Here is an 18,268-nt window from a genome sequence, read left to right as displayed (position 1 = left end):
AAAGCCAACAAAAAACCCGGACCTGCGGCCCGGGTTCTGCATTTCATCACCGGTGACGAGGCGATCAGTAGTTGTCGTCTTCCTCTTCGTCCTTACGGTCCGACTTCAGAGACTTCAGCTTGGCGAAGACGGCGTCGGCGTCGATTTCCTTCTCTTCCTCGCGATCGAAGCTGTAGTCGATCTTCTCGGTTTCCCGTGCCGACTCGAGCGTGGCGCCCAACTCGGCTGCCGTCGGCAACGGGCGGCCCTTGGCGGCGCGCTCGACTTCCAGGTCGAGATCGATCTGCGAGCAGAGGCCGAGGGTGACCGGATCCATCGGCGTCAAGTTGGCCGAGTTCCAATGGGTGCGCTCGCGAATCTGTTCGATCGTCGACTTTGTCGTGCCGACGAGGCGTGAGATCTGTGCGTCCTTCAGTTCCGGATGGTTGCGGACCAGCCAGAGAATGGCGTTCGGACGGTCCTGCCGCTTCGAAACCGGGGTGTAGCGCGGGCCCTTGCGCTTCGAATCCGGCACGCGGACCTTCGGCTCGGAGAGCTTGAGCTTATGGTTCGGATTTCCCTCGCCGCGGGCGATCTCGTCGCGCGAAAGCTGACCGGTGGCAATCGGATCGAGGCCCTTGATGCCCTGCGCCGATTCACCGTCGGCTATCGCTTTGACTTCGAGCGGGTGCAGCTTGCAGAACTGCGCGATCTGGTCGAACGACAGCGCGGTGTTGTCAACGAGCCAGACGGCCGTTGCCTTGGGCATAAGCAATTGCTGAGCCATGGATATAGTCCTTTCGTCCGTCCGCGCCGGTGTCGCGGGCCGTGGAGTCTACCACTGATTTCCGGGAATTGAGCGTTCTATATCGTTGTTGTCTCGAAATTGCAATTCTTCACTTCCGAATGTGCTTTTGTCTAATTGCGGCCAAGCTTTGACCTGCTATGAATCGTCCGAACGGGCGGTGGGAGTGCCGCCGCGAGCGGTGGAATCCCGCTCCGACTTCGAAAAACGATCCTGCTGGCGGTCTGGGCAGACCCGGCCCCAAGCATCGTGATCCAGCAGCAATGCGCAGGGAGGAAAACATGGACGTCAAGACCCATCCGGTCCTGGAAGCGGCCAAGAATCGCACGCTCATCGACAACGCGACCTATCTGAAATGGTATGAGCAGAGCATTGCCGATCCGGAGACGTTCTGGGGCGAGCATGGCAAGCGGATCGACTGGTTCCAGCCCTATACCAAGGTCAAGAATACGTCCTTCGAGGGCGACGTTTCGATCAAGTGGTTCGAAGACGGCCTCACCAACGTCTCCTACAATTGCATCGATCGCCATCTGAAGACGCATGGCGACAAGACGGCGATCATCTGGGAAGGCGACAATCCATACCTCGACAAGAAGATCACCTATAACGAGCTTTACGACAGGGTTTGCCGTCTTGCCAACGTGCTGAAGAAGCATGGCGTCCAAAAAGGCGACCGCGTCACCATCTACATGCCCATGATCCCGGAAGCGGCCTTTGCGATGCTCGCCTGCACCCGCATCGGCGCCATCCACTCGGTCGTTTTCGGCGGCTTCTCGCCGGAGGCGCTCGCCGGCCGCATCGTCGACTGCGAATCGACCTTCGTCATCACCTGCGACGAGGGCTTGCGCGGCGGCAAGCCGGTGCCGCTCAAGGAAAACACCGACAAGGCGATCGACATCGCTGCCCGCCAGCATGTCATGGTCAACAAGGTGCTGGTGGTGCGCCGCACTGGCGGCAAGGTCGGCTGGGCGCCGGGCCGCGATCTCTGGTACCACCAGGAAACCGCAACCGCCGAGCCACATTGCCCGCCGGAGAAGATGAGCGCCGAAGAGCCGCTGTTCATCCTCTATACGTCCGGCTCCACCGGCAAGCCCAAGGGGGTGCTGCACACGACCGGCGGCTATCTCGTCTATGCCTCGATGACCCACCAATATGTCTTCGATTATCACGACGGCGATATCTACTGGTGCACGGCCGATGTCGGCTGGGTAACCGGCCATTCCTATATCGTCTACGGGCCGCTCGCCAACGCCGCGACGACGCTGATGTTCGAGGGCGTGCCGAACTTCCCGGATGCCGGCCGCTTCTGGGAGGTCGTCGACAAGCACAAGGTCAACATCTTCTATACGGCACCGACGGCGATCCGCTCGCTGATGGGCGCCGGCGACGATTTCGTCAAACGCTCGTCGCGCTCGTCGTTGCGCCTGCTCGGAACCGTCGGCGAACCGATCAATCCGGAAGCCTGGGAATGGTACTACCATGTTGTCGGCGAGGAGCGTTCGCCGATCGTCGACACCTGGTGGCAGACGGAGACCGGCGGCATCCTGATCACGCCGCTGCCGGGCGCCACCGATCTGAAGCCCGGCTCGGCGACACGGCCCTTCTTCGGCGTCAAGCCGCAGATCGTCGACAATGAGGGCAAGGTGATCGACGGACCGGCGGACGGCAATCTCTGCATCATCGACAGCTGGCCGGGGCAGATGCGCACCGTCTATGGCGACCACGAGCGCTTCATCCAGACCTATTTCTCGACCTACAAGGGCAAATACTTCACCGGCGACGGCTGCCGCCGCGACGAGGACGGCTATTACTGGATCACCGGCCGCGTCGATGACGTCTTGAACGTCTCCGGCCACCGCCTCGGGACGGCCGAGGTCGAATCGGCGCTCGTCTCGCATCACCTCGTCTCGGAAGCCGCGGTTGTCGGCTATCCGCACCCGATCAAGGGCCAGGGCATCTATTGCTACGTGTCGCTGATGGCGGGCGAGGCCGGCAGCGACGAACTGCGCCAGGAACTGGTCAAGCATGTCCGCTCGGAGATCGGGCCGATCGCCACGCCGGACAAGATTCAGTTCGCGCCCGGCCTGCCGAAAACGCGCTCGGGCAAGATCATGCGCCGGATTCTCCGCAAGATCGCCGAGGACGATTTCGGCTCGCTCGGCGATACCTCGACGCTCGCCGACCCGGCGGTTGTCGACGACCTGATCGCCAATCGGCAGAACCGGGCGTGAGGTGAGTTTAAGGTTGATTGAGCCTTTTGCCCCTCACCCTAGCCCTCTTCCCGCTCGCGAAGAGAGGGGACTAAGGCCGTGCCCCATCCTCCTTCTCCCCGCTTGCGGGAGAAGGTCGCGGCAGCGGGATGAGGGGCGTTACGCCACTGCACCAGCCGAATTCCCAGCGTAATGTGCCGCAGGGTCGAGCGAGTTGTGCTCGGGAAAGCATCATCGATTCGCTGTCGAAACGATAATCGCCTTAGAAATCGATCGCCCGGCCCTTGATTTCCCAATCGCCGAAACGGGACGGATCCAGCCCGCCGCGGCCGCCGATTTCTGCCGGCGCTTCCTTTTTCTCCTCGGTGCGGCGTCGCTCGTCCGCTTCCTGGAGCGCGCGGAGGGCCGCGGGTGACAGCGGCCGCTTGGGCCGATCGGGTGAATTGTCGTTGTCGTTCTGCATGTGCGAGTCGGATCAGCCTTAGGATATTGAAGAACGGGGGCCTCGTCCCCATCATATAAGTCGCTTCCGTCGAAGCGGGAACCCTGATTCACGTGAAACGTTTGAGCAGTTCGGGGCAGCCTGCTCCGAGGTTGAACGAAAACGACCTGAGTGCCTGGAGTCTGATCCATGAACCTCGTGCGCACCGCAATGCTGCTTGCCTTCATGACCGTCCTGTTCATGGCTGTCGGCTATGTCATTGGCGGCAGGGGCGGCATGATGATCGCCCTGGTCATGGCCGCGGGCATGAACTTCTTCTCCTACTGGAATTCCGACCGCATGGTGCTCAGGATGTATCGGGCCCAGGAGGTCGACGAGCGCAGTGCGCCGGAATATTACGGCATCGTGCGCGACCTGGCGCAGAATGCCGGTCTGCCGATGCCGCGCGTCTACGTCATCGATAGCCCGCAGCCGAACGCCTTCGCCACCGGCCGCAACCCGCAGAATGCCGCGGTCGCCGCCTCCACCGGCCTGCTGCAGTCGCTCTCCTATGAGGAGGTGGCCGGCGTCATGGCGCATGAGCTCGCGCATATCCAATACCGCGACACTTTGACGATGACCCTGACGGCGACGCTCGCCGGTGCCATTTCGATGCTCGGCAATTTCGCCTTCTTCTTCGGCGGCAACCGCGAGAACAACAATCCTCTCGGGTTTATCGGTGTCCTGATCGCGATGATCGTCGCTCCGCTAGCGGCCATGCTGGTGCAGATGGCGATCAGCCGCACGCGCGAATACTCCGCCGACCGGCGCGGCGCCGAGATCTGCGGCAATCCTCTCTGGCTCGCCTCGGCGCTCCGGAAGATCGCCGGCGCTGCCCATGTCATTCACAACCAGGACGCGGAGCGCAATCCGGCGACGGCGCACATGTTCATCATTAATCCGCTTTCGGGCGAGCGCATGGACAACCTCTTCTCGACGCATCCGAACACCGAAAACCGCGTCGCCGCGCTCGAGCGGATGGCAGGCGAGATGTCGGCGGGCTCGACGCCGCCGGCTCGCCCTGATAATTCGGTGCGCAAATCGCGCTCTGTCCCGAGAACCGGCTGGGGTCGCGGTGGTTCCGAACCGCCGAAAGGCCCCTGGTCCTGATGCCCGAAGACAGACAAAACGATTCGCATCCGAAACGAGCCCGCCGAAGCAAGCCGTTCCAGAAGCCCGGTCAGCGGCCCGATGCTGCCGGCGCCGTTTTTAAGCCGGGGCTGAAAAGCCGCCAGGCGGCCGCCAAGATCCTGGCGGCGGTGATCGACCGCAAGACGCCGCTCGACGGCATGCTCGACCAGGAGCACGGCAATCCGGCCTATCGCGAGCTCAACGATGCCGACCGGGCGCTGGTGCGCGCCATCCTCAATTCGGCGCTCCGGCACCTGCCGCGGGTCCGCGCTGCGATCGACTCGCTGATCCAGACCCCCCTGCCGGATGGCGCCCGCGCGCTCGAACACGTGCTGACGGTCGCAGCAGCGCAGATCCTTTATCTCGACATCCCGGATCATTCCGCCGTCGACCTTGCCGTCGAGCAGGCGCAGGCCGATCCGCGGAATCGCCGCTTCGCCAGCCTCGTCAACGCGGTGCTCCGGCGGCTTTCGCGCGAGAAGGAGGCGATCCTCGAGACGGTGAATGCCGTGCCGGCCATTCCGGCCTGGTTCTATGAGCGCCTGGTCGCTCATTACGGCGAAGCCCAGGCGGAAGGCATCTCGGAAGCGCAACTCGTTCCAGCGGCGATCGACCTGACGGTAAAGTCCGACGCCGCCGGGTGGGCCGGGCGCCTTGGCGGCATGGTGCTGCCGACCGGCTCCGTTCGGCTCGGTGAGTTTTCCGGGGCGATCCCGTCCTTGCAGGGCTTTGCGGAAGGCACGTGGTGGGTGCAGGATGCCGCCGCCTCGATCCCGGCGCGCCTCTTCGACGATCTTTCCGGCAAGACGGTGGTCGATCTCTGCGCGGCACCAGGCGGCAAGACGGCCCAACTCGTTCTTGCCGGGGCGCAGGTGACGGCGCTCGACCAGTCGTCCAGCCGGTTGCGGCGGCTGAAGGCCAATCTCGAACGGCTCGGCCTCGTAGCCCGGACGAAAGAGATCGACATGGCGAATTTCCGCCCGGAGGAGCTCTTCGATGCCGCCCTTCTCGATGCCCCTTGCTCGTCTACCGGCACCACCCGGCGTCACCCGGATGTGCTCTGGACGAAAGGGCCGGAGGATGTGGAAAAGCTCGCCCGCCTCCAGGAGCGGCTGCTGCGGCATGCGTTGAGGCTCGTTAAGCCCGGCGGCATCGTGGTCTTTTCCAATTGCTCGCTGGACCCGCGCGAAGGCGAAGAGGTCGTTGAACGCGTTCTAGGCGACGGACTTTGCGAGCGCGTGCCCATCGCCCCGTCCGATTGGCCGGGGCTCGAGGCGGCGATCACCGCGCTCGGCGAGTTCCGCACGACACCGGCGATGCTGCCGCTCGAGCCCCCCTTTTCCGGCGGGCTCGACGGCTTCTACGCGGCTGTGCTGCGCCGATCCCTGGGCAGCGACGATTGACGCTTCAGAACCGTCTGCCTATCAATGGCGGCAAATTGATAGAAATTTAATCTTCCTTCCGGCACCATTCCGGCCCATGAAAGCGATTCTGGCGCAATCCCGACAGGTGCTCATCAAGCGCTTCGAAGGTTCCGTCGCGGCCATCAACAAACCTGCAGGCGCCGATGCTGTTTTCCGCTAGACGAAGGCTGCTTTACCTGTATCTGCGCGAAGGCTGGCGCCGCCTTGCGCGGCGGATTTCGCTTGGGCGGCTGGCGGCCCTGCGTTTTTCCAGGTCAACCCCGGACAGGCTTATCGTCGCGCCGACCGATCTCAGAGCCATCGACCCCTTTGTAGCGGAGGAAATCCTTCAGGGCCGCTATCCGCTCGCCGGCCGGGTGCTCGACACCGAAGGTGAATCGCCGTTCGAGATCGATCTGCCGTCGCACGAATTTGCCAATCGGCTGCATGCCTTCGACTGGCTGCGCCACATGCGCGCCGTCCGCGATGAAGCGGGCTTTGCGAGGCTCCGTCAGATCGTCGACGACTGGATGGGCACGCATGGCCGCAACATCGGCGGCATCTCCTGGGAAGCGGATGTGATCGCGCAGCGGGTCATCGCCTGGCTGTCGCATTCGCCGGTGGTGCTGCGCAACGCAGAGCATGGCTTCTATCGCCGCTTCCTGAAAAGCCTCACCTATCAGGTCCGCTATCTTCGCCACGTCGCCGGAACGGTACCGGAGGGCGAGGCGCGGCTCAGGGTTCGCATCGCGCTGGCAATGGCGTCCGTGTCAATGCCGGTCTCGCCTTCGGTGCTGCGCCGGGCGGCGCGCGGTCTGGACCTCGAACTCGACCGGCAGATCCTCGCGGATGGCGGCCACTTCTCCCGCAATCCCCGCGCCGGACTCGAACTGCTGCTCGACCTGCTGCCGTTGCGCCAGACCTATGTCAATCTCGGTCACGACGTGCCGTCGCGGCTGATTTCCGGCATCGACCGGATGTACCCGGCGCTTCGGTTCTTCCGGCATCAGAGCGGCGAACTGGCGCTCTTCAACGGCGCAACCTCGGTGCCGGCACACGAGCTTGCTTCGGTGCTGCGCTACGACGAGACCGCGGGCGAGCCGTTCCGGTCGCTGCCGCACATCAGTTTCGAGCGGCTCTCGCTCGGCGAGACGGTGGTCATCGTAGATACGGGCCGACCCCTGTCGGTCGATCTGTCGCGCAGCGCCCATGCCGGCTGCCTCTCCTTCGAGATGTCGTCGGGGCGAAACCGCCTCATCGTCAATTCCGGCGCGCCGAAGTTCGCCGGCGAACGATTCCGGCAGATGGCCCGCGCCACCGCCGCCCACTCGACGGTGACGGTGAACGACACCTCCTCCTCGCGCTTTTCGCAATCGCGCTTTCTCGGCGCAATCATGGTGAGCGGCGTATCGCAGGTCGAGACGGAGCGAAACGACGAGCCGGGCCGAATCGAATCCGTCAAGGCGAGCCATAACGGCTATCTCGCCGCCTTCGGCCTCATCCACGAGCGCGACGTCGGCATTCTGAACGGCGGCCGGCTGATCCGCGGGCGCGACCGGCTTTCGCGGGAAAACGGCAGCGATCCGGAGGCGTCCGACAGCGCGATGGCTGTCGCCCGTTTTCACATCCATCCGGCGATCGGGCTGCGGCAAAGCAGCAAGAGCGAGATCTATCTGAGCGCGCCGGACGGCGAGGCCTGGCTCTTTGCCTGCCGGGATGGAGACCTGGCGATCGAGGAGGACGTCTTCTTCGCCGATCCGTCCGGCGTGCGCGCCTCGTCGCAGATCACCGTGACCTTCGCGGTTGCGGCCCAGCCGGAAATCCAGTGGACGCTGACCCGCGAGGGGTAGGACCAAGCCTATTTTCAACCTCCGCGGCTGCGAAGGTTCCTTCCGTCGGCAAGCTGTGCTAACGGGCAGCCATTCCAATCGCCGGCACCCCTCTTTCCAAGCGTCCGGCGCTGCCAAAGGAGCATGGTTGATGGCTGTCGCCTCCAAGAAAATCCCGGCTCCGGACGAGGTCCGGATCCAAACCGCCCTCCTCTCCGTCTCCGACAAGGCGGGTATCGTCGACCTCGCCCGCGCCCTCAATGAAAAGGGCGTAAGGCTGGTCTCGACCGGCGGCACGCACAAGGCGCTGGCGGGGGCCGGCCTTCCGGTCAGCGACGTTTCCGAATTGACCGGCTTTCCGGAAGTCATGGATGGCCGCGTCAAGACGCTTCATCCCGGCGTCCACGGCGGCCTGCTCGCCATCCGCGACGACGCGGACCACAAGGCGGCGATGGACGCGCATGGGATAACCGCGATCGATCTCGTCGTCATCAATCTCTATCCGTTCGAGGAAGTCCGCGCCGAGGGCGGCGACTATCCGACCACGGTTGAGAATATCGACATCGGCGGACCGGCGATGATCCGCGCATCGGCCAAGAACCATGCCTATGTGACGATCGTCACCGACCCGTCCGACTATTCGGCGCTGCTCGAGGAAATCGCCGACGGCACGACGCGCTACGCCTTCCGGCAGAAAATGGCCGCCAAGGCCTATGCCAGGACGGCTGCCTATGACGCGGCGATCTCAAACTGGTTCGCCGAGGCGCTCGATTTCGCCATGCCGCGCCATCGGGTCATCGGCGGCGTGCTCAAGGAAGAGATGCGCTACGGCGAGAACCCGCATCAGAAGGCGGGCTTCTACGTCACTGGCGAGAAGCGGCCGGGGGTCGCGACCGCGACGCTGCTGCAGGGCAAGCAGCTTTCCTACAACAACATCAACGACACGGACGCCGCCTTCGAGCTGGTGGCGGAGTTCCTGCCGGAAAAGGCGCCGGCCTGCGCGATCATCAAGCATGCCAATCCCTGTGGCGTCGCCACCGCGCCGTCGCTCGCCGAAGCCTATCGCCGGGCGCTCGCCTGTGATTCGACCTCGGCCTTTGGCGGCATCATCGCGCTCAACCAGCAGCTCGACGCCGAAACGGCCGAAGAGATCGTCAAGCTTTTCACCGAGGTGATCATCGCGCCGTCGGTCAGCGACGAGGCCAAGGCGATCATCGCCCGCAAGCGGAACCTCAGGCTGCTGGCGGCAGGCGGCTTGCCGGATCCGCGCACGCCCGGGCTGACCGCCAAGACGGTCGCCGGCGGGTTGCTCATTCAGACGCGCGACAACGGCATGGTCGAGGACCTCGAACTCAAGGTCGTCACCAAGCGCGCGCCGTCAGCGCAGGAGCTCGACGACATGAAGTTCGCCTTCAAGGTGGCGAAGCACGTCAAGTCGAACGCCGTCGTCTATGCGAAGGACGGCCAGACGGCCGGGATCGGCGCCGGCCAGATGAGCCGCGTCGATTCGGCTCGAATCGCCGCCATCAAGGCCGAGGAAGCGGCCAAGGCGCTCGGCCTTGCGGCGCCGCTGACGTGCGGTTCGGCGGTCGCTTCGGAGGCCTTTCTGCCTTTCGCCGACGGTCTGCGGTCGGCGATCGCCGCCGGCGCCACCGCCGTCATCCAGCCGGGTGGCTCGATGCGCGACGACGAGGTCATTGCCGCCGCCAACGAGCACAATGTCGCGATGGTGTTTACCGGGATGCGGCACTTCCGGCATTGAGCGGTTAGGCGCGTTCCGTCATGTCAGTGGCGCACACCTGTGGGTGCTGAGTCTCTTCTCGTTCGTCATCCTCGGGCTTGACCCGAGGATCTAGGCGCAGGCCATGAAGCACCAGCAGCGCGGCGCCGAAATGCAGCGCTCACTGAACTTTGGCGGCCCATGAATGGATCCTCGGGTCAAGCCCGAGGATGACGATGGAGTGGGATGCGGGCGGCATAAAGCCGCTCGCGCCTCACCTCGTCGCAGCCCGAAAGGTCAGCGCATACCTCTTCCCGAGCGCAACGCGAATCTCGCCCGTGCGCCCGTTTATCCCGGCCGGCGGGCCGGATAGGGCGTGCGCAACAGCAGCATGAGGCCGACGGCGAGGAAGGCGACCAGCGCCATCATGCCGATTCGCGCCGAACCGGTCGCTACGGTGATCGTCGCAACCGAGGCAGGCGCCAGGAACGAGGTGGCGCGGCCGGACAGCGCGTAGAGCCCGAAATAGCGCCCGGCCTCGTCGGGTGAGACGCTGCGGGCGAGATAGGATCGCGACGAGGCCTGGACCGGACCGAAGGCGATGCCGACCAGCAGGCCGTAGAGGATATAGGCCTTCTCGGCGGCGGTGCCGAATAAGCCGCTAGAGTCCGCCGTCGGCAGCGGGACCAGCCCGAACAGTGTGAAACTGGGACCCGTCGAGACGATGCCGAGCGTCGCAATGGTCAGGCAAACGAGGCTGGCGACGACGATGGTCTTCGAGCCGAGCCGCGTGTCCAGCCGGCTCGCATAGAGGCAGCCGCCGATCGCGACGACGTTGAGGATGATGCCGTAGAGGCCGAGTTCCATCGTCTGCCAGCCGAACATGCCGGCAGCGAAGGTGCCGCCGAGCGCCAGCAGACCGTTGACGCCATCCTGGAAAATCATGCGGGCGATCAGGAAGCGCAGGATCCCTGCCCTCTCTTTCAGTTCCCCGAGCGTGCCCTTGAGTTCCGTGAGGCCGCGAGCCGTCGCCTCCTTCAGAGACGTCGTCGCCTTGCCCGCATCCGGGGTGAAGAGGAACATCGGCAGGATGAAGACGAGGTACCAGAGCGCCGAGATCGGGCCGGTGATGCGGGCGTCCTCGCCCTTGGCCGGGTCGAGCCCGAAAAGCGGATCGAGCCCGAGCGCCGTCTTGCCGGTAGCCGGATTCCCGGCGAGCAGCGCAACGACGCCGATCAGCACGATCATGCCCCCGAGATAGCCCATTCCCCAGGCGATGTTGGAGATTCTACCGACGTGCTTCTCGCTGACCAGGAGGGGCATCATCGAATCGTTGAAGACGATCGAAAACTCGGCGGCGACCGTTGCGAGCGCCAGGAAGAGCGCCGGGTAGATCAGCGGCGAACCAGGCACCGCGAACCAGAGCATGGCGAGCGAGGCGATCTTGATGGCGGCAAAAAAGCCGATCCACGGCTTGCGGGGTCCGGTCGCATCGGCGATGGCACCGAGGACCGGCGACAGCACGGCGATGACGATACCGGAGACCGTCAGCGTATAGCCCCAGATCGCCTGGCCGGCGGTGTGATCCGTCGTTAGCCGGGAAACGAAATAGGGCGCAAAGATGAAGGTGGTGATGACGGTGAAGAAAGGTTGGGCGGCCCAGTCGAACAGCATCCAGCCGGCAATGCCGAGGCGCGTGGTTTTCGGCTGTTGCTGCGCCTGTGCGGCTGCGATGTCCAATCTCCCCTCCCGGAACCGACCCCTGCGCCCTTCAGCAGAGCGCAGGGTCAAAGCGTTGAAAACACGCTCGAACCGGGAACGGAATCAATCCTCCTGGCCAGCGGCCCCGACGGACTGTGTCATTTCGCCCTGCCGCGTGCAAGATCGCTGAGGAGACCTGCGGCGACCGTGATCTTGGCCAGCGTCGTCTCGCCCTTTTCGGTCAGCAGCTTCAACTGGTCGCCGGCGCGCGACACGCGCTCACGATCCTGTTCCTGCCAGGCGAGAACCGGATTGCGTTCCTTCTTCTGTTCAACGAGGGCGGCGACGGTGATGTCGCGCCGTGCGGTGGCGATGTCGGCAACGGCCCGTGTCAGCGCCATCGCCTCGAACTGTTCGGTGGCCGGTACCCGGTCGGCCGCCGCCAGCAGCCGGTTGACCCGGAACGTCTCGGTCACGGCGAAGTAGCCCTGAGCCGTGCGGTTGAGCGGCTCGCCGGTAACCGTGGCGATCTGCATGATCTCGGGGATCAGGGTCATCAGCGACAGTTCGGTGATCTCTTCGGCAAGCTTGGCCGGCACGCCGCTTTCGATAAAGCCCGCCGCCTTCAGGCGCGCCTCCTCGGCGCTTCCGCTCGAAATCGCCGCACGCATCGTGCCGCGCAGCTTCTGCAGCCCCTCGCGCAGCCGCTGAACGGCGTCGGCAACGGGGCCTTCGGACGCTCGGGTGCGCAAAGCCCGCTCGGCGACCAGCGCGAAGATGCGGCCGACTTCCTGGTAGAGCCGGTTCTGCACCTGGCCGCTGACCCTGTTGTCGAGCGCATCGATCTCGCTATAGATCCGCGGCAGGTCGAAGCCGTCGAGCGCCAGCACTGCGGCCTTGACGACATCGGCGGAAAGGAAGCCGGTCGCATCCGTGAGCGTCGAGACGAAAGCGGGGCCGCCGCGATTGATCGTCTCGTTGGCGAGCACCGTCGCTATGATCTCGCGGCGCAGCCGGTGACCGTGGATGTCCCCGGCATAGGGCTTGCGCATCTTCGCCGGGAAGTAGCGTTCGAGGGTCGCGGTGAAATAGGGGTCGTCCGGCAGCTCGCTCTGGATCAGCTCTTCGAACAGCACCAGCTTCGCATAGGAGAGCAGCACGCCGATTTCCGGGCGGGTCAGCGGCTTGCCCGCCTGGTAGCGTTCGGCCATCGCCAGTTCCGTCGGCAGGGTTTCCACCTTGCGGTTGAGGTGCCCGTCGGTCTCGAGCCGCGCCATCAGCCGCGCCAGCGGCGTGCGGTTGCCGAGGCCCTGCAATTCGGTGAGCGAGATCGCCAACGACTGCTGATAGTTGTTGCGCAGCACGAGATGCCCGACCTCTTCGGTCATCGCGGCGAGCAGCGTGTTGCGCTTCGGCCGGGTCAGCCGGCCGTCGCGCATCGCCGAGGCGAGTGCGATCTTGATATTGACCTCAACGTCGGAGGAATTGACGCCGGCCGAATTGTCGATCGCATCGGAATTGCAGCGCCCGCCGGCAAGCGAGAAGCCGATGCGTCCCCTCTGGGTAACGCCGAGATTGGCGCCTTCGCCGATGACCCGCGCGCGCACCTCTTCCGCCGTGACGCGGATCGGATCGTTGGCGCGGTCGCCGACCTCGGCGTCCGTTTCGTTGCTGCCGCGCACATAGGTGCCGATGCCGCCGAACCACAACAGGTCGACCTGGCTCTTCAGGATGGCGTTCATGATCTCGAACGGCGTCGCCTTCTGCTTGTCTATGCCAATCGCCGCCATTGCCTCCGGCGTCAGAGTCACCAGCTTCTCGGCGCGCGAGATGATCATTGCTCCCGGCGAAAGCGTCTTGCGGTCATAGTCCTGCCAGCTCGAACGCGGCAGCGCGAACATGCGCTTGCGCTCGGCAAAGGAGAGATCGGTATCCGGATTCGGATCGATGAAGATGTCGCGGTGGTCGAAGGCGGCGATCAGCCGGATCTTCTCCGAAAGCAACATGCCGTTGCCGAAGACGTCTCCCGACATGTCGCCGACGCCGGCGACCGTGAAGGGCGTCGTCTGGATGTCGATGTCCATCTCGCGGAAATGCCGCTTGACGGCTTCCCAGGCGCCGCGCGCCGTGATGCCCATCTTCTTGTGGTCGTAACCTGCCGAGCCGCCGGAAGCGAAGGCGTCGTCGAGCCAGAAGCCGGCCTCCTGCGCCAGCCCGTTCGCCGTGTCCGAGAAGGTCGCGGTACCCTTGTCGGCCGCGACGACGAAATAGGGGTCGTCGCCGTCTAGCCGAAGCGTGTCCTTCGGCGGCACGACCTCTTGGCCGACGATGTTGTCGGTCACCGAGAGCAGCGTGCGAATATAGGTCTTGTAGGCTTCGGTTCCGGCCTTGAAGACCTGGTCGCGGCTGCCGCCAATGGGGAGCTGCTTCGGATAGAAGCCGCCCTTGGCGCCGACCGGAACGATGACGGCGTTCTTGACCTGCTGCGCCTTGACGAGGCCGAGCACCTCGGTCCGATAGTCCTGAGCCCGGTCGGACCAGCGCAGCCCGCCGCGCGCCACCTTGCCGAAGCGCAGGTGCACGCCTTCGACTTCGGTGCCGTAGACGAAGATTTCGCGGAAGGGTCGCGGTTCCGGCAGGCCTTCGAGCTGTTTCGGATCAAGCTTGAAGGCGAGCACGGCGCGCGGCCTGCCCTCGGCATCCTGCTGGAAATAATTGGTCCGGAGCGTCGACTGGATGACGTTGACGTAGCGGCGCAGGATCCGGTCCTCGTCGAGGCTCGGCACGGCAGCGAGCGCCTCCTCGATCGTCGCAAGCAGCACGCTCTCTTTCTTCGAGCGCGCCTTGGCGTCCACCTTCGGATCGAGCCGCATCGAGAACAGCCGGAAGATATCGGCGGCGATCGCCGGATATTTGTTCAGCGTATCGGCGATGTAGCCTTGCGAATAGGTAATTCCCGCCTGGCGCAAATAGCGCGAATAGGCGCGCAGCACCGTCACTTCACGGGCGGTGAGCCCGGCGAGCAGCACCAGCCGGTTGAAGTTGTCATCCTCGATCGTGCCGTTCCAGGCCGCAAGGAAGGCTTCCTCCAGGGCGGCGCCGGTCTTGGCGAGATTGACCGAGTGGCCGTCGCGGTGAATGAGCTCCATGTCGTGCAGCACGACCTCGCGCGGCTCCTGCCCGGGGGCACGCACGCCGATATCGTGGGTCTGCTCGCTGATGACGCGGAAGCCGAGATTTTCGAGGAGCGGCACGCGGCGGGACAGCGAGACCGGCGTCTCGGCGTGGAAGATCTTTAGTTCCAGCGCGTCGGGGCTCTCCCGGTCCCGGTGATAGAAGGAGATGCGGATCGGATCGTCCGCCTTGCAGGCGGCTATCCCGGTGAGATCCGCATAGGCCTCGGCCGGCGTAAAGGCGGCCTGATAGGCTTCGCCGACCACGAGCTCGACACCGTCGTTGCGGGCGAACAGGTTGAAGCGGTCGGTCCAGCGGGTGACGATGGCGCGGACGGCTTCCTCGAGCTTCGCCTGCGGGACGCGCGGCGTCCTGCCGCCCGAGCGCCCGATGATGAAATGGACGCGCGCCAGGCCTCCTTCCGGGAAGGCGGGGTAATAGGCGGAGACGCGGCCGTCATAGGCGGTCTTCAGGTAGTCGCCGATCTTTTCGCGGACAGCCGAATCATATTGCTCGCGCGGCACGAAGACGATGACCGAGACGAAGCGGTCGAAGTGGTCGATGCGCGGCAGCACGCGCACCCGCGGCCGGTCGCCAAGCTCGTTGATCTGCTCCGAGAAGGCGGCGAGCAGGCCGATGTCGATCTGGAAGAGATCGTCGCGCGGATAGGCTTCGAGCGTATTGGCCAGCATCTTGCCGGAGTGACTCTGCGGATCGTAGCCGAAGTGATCGATGATCTTCTCGATCTTGTGCCGCAACAGTGGAATTTCCGCCGCCTGCCTCGTATAGGCGGTCGAGGTGAAGAGGCCGACGATGCGCAGCTCGCCAACGACGTTGCCATCGGCGTCGAAGCGCTTGACGCCTATATAATCCATATAGGCCCGGCGGTGGACGACCGACTTCACATTGGCCTTGGTAACGATCAGGAAGTCGGGACCTTCGAGGAAGGCCAGGATCTCCGGCGTCGTCAGAACCGCATCCTTGCCCTGCCTGAGAACGCGGACCTCGGGATTGGAGAGGATGCCGAGGCCGCGCCCCCTGCCGCGCTCGACGCTCGCTTTCTCGCCCTTTCCGGAATAGGTGTATTCGCGCATTCCGAGGAAGGTGAAATTATTGTCCCTTAGCCAGCGAAGGAAGGCGAGGGCCTCGTCGCGGTCGCTCTTCTTGCGGGAGGCGCTGTAATCTTCCAGTTCCCGCATGGCCTGATCGAGGAGAGCGGTCATCGCCGGCCAGTCGTGTACCGCCTGATGAACCTGCTCCAGCACGTCGCTGATGCGCTTGCTCAGCGACCGCTCCTCGAGCGGCGTCAGTTTGCTCAGATGGATCTGGATGTGGCTGATGCGGTGGGCGGGGTCGCTTCCCTCGTCCGGGTCGAACAATTTGGCGGGCTGGCCCGGCTCCCTAACCAGAATGGGGTGGATCGCCAGGTGGATGTCGCGATGGGTGCTCGTCACCTCGCCCATGACGGAGTCGTAGAGGAAAGGCATGTTGCGTTCGGTGACGGCGATGATCGAGACTTCCGTTCCATCCGGCGCCACGCCCGGCACCGTCTCGACCGACACCTGCGGTCTGCCGCCGTCCCAGCGGGCCAGTTCCTTGCGCGCATGGGCGGCGGTCAGCGCCAGCATGTCCGGCGAATAAAGATCAAGGTCGTCGTTGCTCGCGCCGCTGAAGAGGATTTCCGGCGGCAGAGTTTCGGCACCGATCTTGGTCACTGCCGCACGGGCCGCATCGATGTGACGGTCCCGTTTCGGATTATGCTTCACGCCCATGAACTCGCTCCCCCAAAAATGATAGTTGACCCTATCAGAACCATGGTCAATGGCGATGGTTTTTTAAACGAATTTGGGCGAAATCGAGCCGGTTTTTGAAGAAATTCACGCCGAGTCCACCTAAATCCATTTAAATCCGGGGTGATTTCGCAAAAATTTCCAGAAAAACGATGAAAACGAACAAAACCCCGCAAGGCTTCAAAATCGTCCCGAGCGACTGCCTGTTGACAAGGCGGCGACAGTCGGGCGATCACGCTTCGAATCGAAGGATGGTCTTGCCCCGATGTCCGAAATGCACGCCGCGCCAGGCGCCGTCATCGTCATCTCCAGCCACGTGGTTCGCGGCACCGTCGGCAATCGCGCCGCCGTGTTCGCGCTGGAGACGCTCGGGCATCGTGTGTGGGCGCTGCCAACCATCATTCTTCCCTGGCATCCCGGTCATGGCCGTTCGACGCGGGTGGTGATGCCGGACGCGGATTTTCGGTCCGTCATCGACGATCTCGCCAGCGCCCGCTGGGCGGGCGAGGTGCGCGCCGTCCTCTCCGGCTACCTGGGTTCGCCTGCTCAGGCCGAGGGCGTCGCCCGGCTGGTGACGGTGCTCAGGGGCCGCAATCCAGACCTTTTCTACGCCTGCGACCCGGTGATCGGCGATGTGAACGGCCTTTACGTGCCGGTCGAGATTGCCGCCGCCATCCGCGACCGGCTGCTGCCGCTGGCGACGCTCGCGACGCCGAACCGATTCGAGCTTGCCTGGCTTGCGGGCGCAGCACTCGAGACCAATGCGACGATTCTCGACGCAGCACTTGGTCTTGGGCCGCCGCAGGTGCTGGTGACTTCGGCGATCCCCATGATGAGCGGCGGCACCGGCAATCTCTATCTCTCCGGCCGCCATGCGCTGCTTGCTGAGCATCGGCTGATCGACGACCCGCCGAACGGCACCGGAGACCTGCTTTCGGCCGTTTTCCTGGCCCGACTTCTTCAGGGGCTTTCCGAGGAGCGGGCGCTGCAGATGGCCACCGCCAGCGTGTTCGAGATCATCGCGCGCAGCCGCAAGCGCGGCGCCGACGAATTGACGCTCGAGCAGGATGCTTCGAGCCTGGCGACGCCGATGGCGATGGTGCAGATGCGCCGGCTGTTGCATCCGAGCCAGGTGCGGCCGAAATAAAGAAACTGCTCATAATGGATTGATCTGACGATCGCAGCGAGGTAACCGATGGATATGCAGCGTTTCCCGGAACATCTTCTGAACGGCTATCGCAACTTCATGAGCGGCCGGTTCAGCGAACAGCAGCAACGCTACAAGACACTAGCAGAAACGGGGCAGAAGCCGCGGACGATGCTCATCGCCTGCTGCGATTCGCGTGCGGCCCCCGAAACGATCTTCGACTGCGGCCCGGGCGAGCTCTTCGTCATCCGAAACGTTGCCAATCTGATGCCGCCCTATGAGCCGGACGGGCACTATCACTCAACCTCGGCGGCCCTGGAATTCGCGGTCCAGTCGCTGCGTGTCAGCGATATCGTCGTCATGGGTCACGGCCGCTGCGGCGGCATCAAGGCGGCCCTCGATCCGGATGCGGAACCGCTCTCGCCCGGCGATTTCATCGGCCGCTGGATGAATCTCTTGAAGCCCGCCGCGGAGCAGATCCAGAGCAACGAGGTGATGACGCCGGCCGAACGCCAGCGCGCGCTCGAGCGCGTATCCATCCGCAATTCGATCGCCAATCTCCGGACTTTTCCTTGCGTGCAGGTCCTCGAGGCGAAGGGAAAACTGCAGCTTCACGGCGCCTGGTTCGACATTTCGACCGGCGAGCTCTGGGTGATGGACGCGAAGACCGGCGATTTCACCCGCCCGGGAACGTGACGCGACACTGACAGACATATGGGTTCGCCCATCATCCGGTCTGCCGCCAGTCCCTTCCCGCAGGCGGGGAGAAGGGACTGGCGGAACGGCCGATGCCTGTTCAGAAATCTGCTTGAGCGATCCGCAGAACAGCACCGCGATCCTTCAGGAAAGGGGCGCAGAGGTTGCAGCAAAGTCCCTTCTCCCCGCAAGCGGGGAGAAG

The 18,268-nt window shown here is 64.3% G+C and carries 11 protein-coding genes; 7 read left to right on the top strand and 4 right to left on the bottom strand.

Annotated elements, in window-relative coordinates; genetic code table 11:
- Window positions 1-64: 64 nt before the first annotated feature.
- Window positions 65-766, bottom strand: coding sequence for a DUF1013 domain-containing protein (locus NXT3_RS19290; RefSeq protein ID WP_104839885.1), 702 nt, complete (start codon window positions 764-766; stop codon window positions 65-67).
- A gap of 299 nt (window positions 767-1,065) precedes the next feature.
- Between NXT3_RS19290 and acs the strand changes: the two genes are divergently transcribed.
- Window positions 1,066-3,015, top strand: a complete 1,950-nt coding sequence (gene acs, locus NXT3_RS19285; RefSeq protein ID WP_037418396.1) for an acetate--CoA ligase — start codon at window positions 1,066-1,068, stop codon at window positions 3,013-3,015.
- Window positions 3,016-3,256: 241 nt separating this feature from the next.
- Here the strand turns inward: acs and NXT3_RS19280 are convergent, their stop codons facing one another.
- Entirely contained in the window at window positions 3,257-3,457 is a 201-nt protein-coding gene (locus NXT3_RS19280; RefSeq protein ID WP_097526032.1) for a DUF1674 domain-containing protein, read from the bottom strand.
- A gap of 168 nt (window positions 3,458-3,625) precedes the next feature.
- Between NXT3_RS19280 and htpX the strand changes: the two genes are divergently transcribed.
- From htpX to purH, 4 genes are all read left to right on the top strand, one after another.
- Window positions 3,626-4,585, top strand: a complete 960-nt coding sequence (gene htpX, locus NXT3_RS19275) for a zinc metalloprotease HtpX (RefSeq protein WP_104839884.1) — start codon at window positions 3,626-3,628, stop codon at window positions 4,583-4,585.
- Entirely contained in the window at window positions 4,585-6,009 is a 1,425-nt protein-coding gene (locus tag NXT3_RS19270; RefSeq protein WP_104839883.1) for an RsmB/NOP family class I SAM-dependent RNA methyltransferase, read from the top strand. The genes htpX and NXT3_RS19270 overlap by 1 nt, the downstream gene beginning before the upstream one ends.
- A 164-nt stretch (window positions 6,010-6,173) precedes the next feature.
- Window positions 6,174-7,859, top strand: coding sequence for a heparinase II/III family protein (locus NXT3_RS19265; protein WP_104839882.1), 1,686 nt, complete (start codon window positions 6,174-6,176; stop codon window positions 7,857-7,859).
- Window positions 7,860-7,989: 130 nt separating this feature from the next.
- Complete coding sequence (gene purH, locus NXT3_RS19260) at window positions 7,990-9,600, top strand: bifunctional phosphoribosylaminoimidazolecarboxamide formyltransferase/IMP cyclohydrolase (RefSeq protein WP_104839881.1); 1,611 nt, start codon at window positions 7,990-7,992, stop codon at window positions 9,598-9,600.
- Between the two features lie 306 nt (window positions 9,601-9,906).
- On the opposite strand, the gene NXT3_RS19255 is transcribed toward purH, so the two are convergent.
- Both NXT3_RS19255 and NXT3_RS19250 read right to left on the bottom strand, forming a co-directional pair.
- Window positions 9,907-11,232 (bottom strand): MFS transporter, encoded by a 1,326-nt coding sequence (locus NXT3_RS19255; protein WP_423827929.1) that lies wholly within the window; start codon window positions 11,230-11,232, stop codon window positions 9,907-9,909.
- A 185-nt stretch (window positions 11,233-11,417) separates the two neighbouring features.
- Window positions 11,418-16,205: an NAD-glutamate dehydrogenase gene (locus tag NXT3_RS19250; protein ID WP_104839880.1), complete on the bottom strand. Its 4,788-nt coding sequence runs from the start codon at window positions 16,203-16,205 to the stop codon at window positions 11,418-11,420.
- Between the two features lie 283 nt (window positions 16,206-16,488).
- On the opposite strand from NXT3_RS19250, the gene pdxY reads away from it, so the two are divergent.
- Complete coding sequence (gene pdxY, locus NXT3_RS19245; RefSeq protein ID WP_097526037.1) at window positions 16,489-17,370, top strand: pyridoxal kinase PdxY; 882 nt, start codon at window positions 16,489-16,491, stop codon at window positions 17,368-17,370.
- Between the two features lie 48 nt (window positions 17,371-17,418).
- Window positions 17,419-18,066 carry a carbonic anhydrase gene (locus NXT3_RS19240; RefSeq protein ID WP_104839879.1) on the top strand — a complete coding sequence of 216 codons (648 nt, stop codon included), beginning with the start codon at window positions 17,419-17,421 and terminating at the stop codon, window positions 18,064-18,066.
- The last annotated feature ends 202 nt before the right edge of the window (window positions 18,067-18,268 follow it).

Source organism: Sinorhizobium fredii, from assembly GCF_002944405.1.
Taxonomy (GTDB): Bacteria; Pseudomonadota; Alphaproteobacteria; order Rhizobiales; family Rhizobiaceae; genus Sinorhizobium; species Sinorhizobium fredii_C.
Note: the sequence above shows the minus strand (reverse complement) of the source record. Positions and strands in the feature narration are given on the sequence as shown.

Coding starts and splice junctions, on each gene's coding strand:
- NXT3_RS19255 (WP_423827929.1), bottom strand. CDS start 11,232: ATGCTGTTCGACTGGGCCGCCCAACCTTTCTTCACCGTCATCACCACC.
- NXT3_RS19240 (WP_104839879.1), top strand. CDS start 17,419: ATGGATATGCAGCGTTTCCCGGAACATCTTCTGAACGGCTATCGCAAC.
- NXT3_RS19290 (WP_104839885.1), bottom strand. CDS start 766: ATGGCTCAGCAATTGCTTATGCCCAAGGCAACGGCCGTCTGGCTCGTT.
- purH (WP_104839881.1), top strand. CDS start 7,990: ATGGCTGTCGCCTCCAAGAAAATCCCGGCTCCGGACGAGGTCCGGATC.
- acs (WP_037418396.1), top strand. CDS start 1,066: ATGGACGTCAAGACCCATCCGGTCCTGGAAGCGGCCAAGAATCGCACG.
- htpX (WP_104839884.1), top strand. CDS start 3,626: ATGAACCTCGTGCGCACCGCAATGCTGCTTGCCTTCATGACCGTCCTG.
- NXT3_RS19265 (WP_104839882.1), top strand. CDS start 6,174: ATGCTGTTTTCCGCTAGACGAAGGCTGCTTTACCTGTATCTGCGCGAA.
- NXT3_RS19280 (WP_097526032.1), bottom strand. CDS start 3,457: ATGCAGAACGACAACGACAATTCACCCGATCGGCCCAAGCGGCCGCTG.
- pdxY (WP_097526037.1), top strand. CDS start 16,489: ATGTCCGAAATGCACGCCGCGCCAGGCGCCGTCATCGTCATCTCCAGC.
- NXT3_RS19270 (WP_104839883.1), top strand. CDS start 4,585: ATGCCCGAAGACAGACAAAACGATTCGCATCCGAAACGAGCCCGCCGA.
- NXT3_RS19250 (WP_104839880.1), bottom strand. CDS start 16,205: ATGGGCGTGAAGCATAATCCGAAACGGGACCGTCACATCGATGCGGCC.